The organism is Mycobacterium sp. (assembly GCF_049280035.1).
Classification (GTDB): Bacteria; Actinomycetota; Actinomycetes; order Mycobacteriales; family Mycobacteriaceae; genus Mycobacterium.
On the sequence record NZ_JBAPPI010000462.1, the window covers coordinates 1 to 3,139 of the forward strand.

Sequence of the window (3,139 nt, forward strand, 5' to 3'; positions counted from 1 at the left end):
CCCGAAGGACCGCCGCCACCACCACCACCGGCTCCCGAGGCGCCGCCACCGCCACCGCCGCCTGCGCCGGAAGCTCCACCGCCGCCACCACCCGCACCGGGCGGATAGCCGTGCGGATGGATCCGCAACGGTTCGACGAGTTGGTGTCCGACGCACTCGACTTGATCCCGCCGCAGCTGGCTGCCGAGATGGACAACGTGGTTGTGCTGGTCGCCGACCGTGACCCCGAGGAAGCCGATCTGCTCGGCCTGTACGAGGGTGTGGCGTTGACCGAGCGCGATTCCACCTACGCCGGTTCGCTGCCGGACACCATCACGATCTACCGCGACGCGCTGCTGGACATCTGCGACGGCGAGGACGAGGTCGTCGAGGAGGTGAAGATCACCGTGGTTCACGAGATCGCCCACCACTTCGGCATCGACGACGACCGGTTACACGAACTGGGCTGGGCCTGAGCAACTTAACTTGAGGATACGACGGGCGCGGCGTCGCGGATCTGTCGGCGATCGGTGCTAAGAACGGCACATGAGCCGCGCTGGCGACGATGCGGAGCGCAGCGATCAGAAGGAGCAGCGCACATGAGCACCGACTGCCGCGACTGCCGAGCAGGCTTGGAACACTGCCATGGCACGATCATTCGCCACTGGTTGCACCGATCGGAGTGCACCGAGGAGGGCTGCACCACCCCGGAGCTGATGCCGCACGCCTTCGTCGTCGACTGCGACGCGGTCGGATGCCGCTGCGCTGAGGTGGACGCGATCGCGGTCTGACTTACCCCATCGGGTCGGTGGCCGACTCCATCGCGTCAGCCACCGGAGTGGCGTCGGGCTTCGGGTAGAACGGCGGCGTCAGGGTCCCCCACTGCACGCAGCTCCAGCGCCCGTCGGTGACCGGCGCCAGCACCACCGCCTCGGTGTTGTTGAGGTGATGATCGAGCACAAAGCTGCTTTCCACCCCGGCCAGCACGGCGGCCGTCAGCCGGATCGCCGCCCCGTGGCTGACGACGACGATGTCGCCGGTCCATTCGTGGTCGTCGAGGTAGCGCATCCGTAAGTCGGTCAGCACCGGCAGATAGCGGTCCAGCACCTGGTTGGCGGTCTCACCGCCCGGCAGCGGCACATCCCGCTCCCCTTCATGCCAGCGTTGGTAGATGGCGTTGAATTCGGCGACCGCGTCGTCGTCGCTGCGGTTTTCCAGCTCGCCGACCTGCACCTCGTGGATGCCGGTCACCTCGCGGGCCGGCAGCTCAACCTCGGCACTGATCTCGGCCGCGGTCTGCGCCGCACGGGTGGCCACCGAATGCAGCAACAGCCCGGGCCGGCTCAACCCCTTCCGCGCGAAAGCTCGCGCCTGGTCGCGGCCCAACGGCGTCAGTTCGGTCCCCGGGGGCCGGGTGTCCAACCGACGATCGACGTTGCCGTAGGACTGGCCGTGCCGCACCAACACCAGACGACCGCTCATCGCGACCCCTCACCGGGCGAGCCGTGGCGCAGCCGCGCCAGCCAACCCGACGACTCGCCCAGTTGCGGCGGCGCCGCGCCGGCAAGACCTCCGGTCGGCCAGGAACCCAGGTAGCGCACATCGGTACAACGCCGGTGTAACGCCTTGAGTGCCTCGGCGACCGCGTCGTCGTCGATGTGGCCGACGCAGTCCAGGAAGAACACGTAGGTGCCTAATTCGGTTCGGGTGGGACGGGATTCGATGCGGGTCAGGTCGATGCCGCGGATACCGAACTCGGCAAGTGCGGACACCAGCGCGCTTGGGACGTTGGCGATCCGCAACGCCACCGACGTGCGGTCGGCGCCGGTGCGAGCCGGCGGCGGTCCCGGCCGACCGACCAGCACAAAGCGAGTGCACGCATTGGCTTCGTCGACCACGCCGTCAGCCAGCGTCGACAACCCGCGCTGGGTGGCGGCCAACGGCGAACTCACCGCGGCGTCGACATGGCCGTCGGCGACTTGCTGCGCGGCATCGGCGTTGGAGTTGGCCGGGCGCAGTTCGGCGGCTGGCAGATTGGCAGCCAGCCACCGCCGTACCTGCGCCGCGGCGACCGGGAAGGCGGCCAGCGTGCGCACATCGGCGGCCGTGCGGCCCGGTTTGACGGCGATGCTGAACGCAACCTCCAGCGTCAGCTCCGCGAATACTTGCAGCGGCGTCCCGATCGCCAGGCTGTCCAAGGTGGGCATCACCGACCCGTCGATCGAGTTCTCGATCGGCACGCAGGCGTAGGCGGCCGCGCCATCGCGGACCGCATCGAGGGCAGCGGGCGTGCTGTCGACCGGCGTCGGCCGCACATCGGCCGAGCTGTGCTGCGGAACCATGCCGGCGTCGATCATCTGCAGCAGCGCCGCTTCGGTGAAGGTCCCTTCGGGACCGAGATACGCGATGCCAGCCACGACCAAAACCCTATCGGGTCGTACGTCTTGCGCCGTTCGATCATCGCTAGTTAAGTTAGGCTTACCTCACTTCCAAGGACGGTCGACGATGACACTTGCCAACTGCCCGACACCGACGACGGCCGAGCGGATCCGCAGCACCTGCGTCCGGGCGGGCCAGGCGTTAATCGCCATTGAAGGCCCCGAGGGCGCTGAGCCGCTCACCACCCCCCTGCACCACCTGCTCGCCGACGGTTCATTCGCCGTGGCGGTGCCGGTCGACTGCGAGGGTGGTGGGACACAGGCCGTGTTGGAGTTGGCCGACTACGCGCCGCTGCCATTGCGTGAACCGGTGCGCTCGCTGGTCTGGATCCGCGGCCGGCTGCACCAGGTGCCGCTACCGACCGTGCACAGGCTGCTCGACCGGATCGCCGCCGAGCACCCGAACCCGGCGCTGCTGCAAGTACAGACCCCCAGATCCACCCCGGTGGCCGCTGGGGACACCCGCTATCTGCTGGCGCGGCTGGAGATCGAGTCGGTGGTGGCGGCCTATAAAAAAGACGGAGCGACCGGCGCCGAGGCCGTCGATGTGCGGACTCTGCTGGCTGCGCGTCCCGACCCGTTCTGTGCGTTTGAATCGTGCTGGATCCGGCACCTGGACACCGCCCATCAAGATGTGGTCGCCCGTTTGGCCGCCCGGCTGCCGGCGCGGCTGCGGCGCGGAGAGGTCCGCCCGCTCGGGGTCGACCGCTACGGCGTCCGGT

General features: G+C 68.8%; 5 protein-coding genes. 3 read left to right on the forward strand and 2 right to left on the reverse strand.

Annotated elements, in window-relative coordinates:
* Window positions 1-104: 104 nt before the first annotated feature.
* A complete protein-coding gene (locus tag WAN71_RS15200) occupies window positions 105-455 on the forward strand; it encodes a metallopeptidase family protein (protein ID WP_422226127.1) in 351 nt (116 codons plus the stop codon).
* A 123-nt stretch (window positions 456-578) separates the two neighbouring features.
* Complete coding sequence (locus tag WAN71_RS15205) at window positions 579-770, forward strand: hypothetical protein (protein WP_422226123.1); 192 nt, start codon at window positions 579-581, stop codon at window positions 768-770.
* A 1-nt stretch (window position 771) separates the two neighbouring features.
* Here the strand turns inward: WAN71_RS15205 and WAN71_RS15210 are convergent, their stop codons facing one another.
* Together WAN71_RS15210 and pheA are read right to left on the reverse strand one after the other, a co-directional pair.
* The gene (locus tag WAN71_RS15210) at window positions 772-1,461 is read right to left on the reverse strand and encodes a histidine phosphatase family protein (protein ID WP_422226124.1); all 690 of its coding nucleotides are present in this window, start codon (window positions 1,459-1,461) and stop codon (window positions 772-774) included.
* Window positions 1,458-2,396, reverse strand: a complete 939-nt coding sequence (gene pheA / locus WAN71_RS15215; protein ID WP_422226125.1) for a prephenate dehydratase — start codon at window positions 2,394-2,396, stop codon at window positions 1,458-1,460. Before pheA ends, WAN71_RS15210 begins: the two co-directional genes overlap by 4 nt.
* A gap of 88 nt (window positions 2,397-2,484) precedes the next feature.
* Here pheA and WAN71_RS15220 point away from each other — a divergent pair.
* A partial coding sequence (locus WAN71_RS15220; RefSeq protein WP_422226126.1) for a DUF2470 domain-containing protein occupies window positions 2,485-3,139 on the forward strand: 655 nt, incomplete at its 3' end.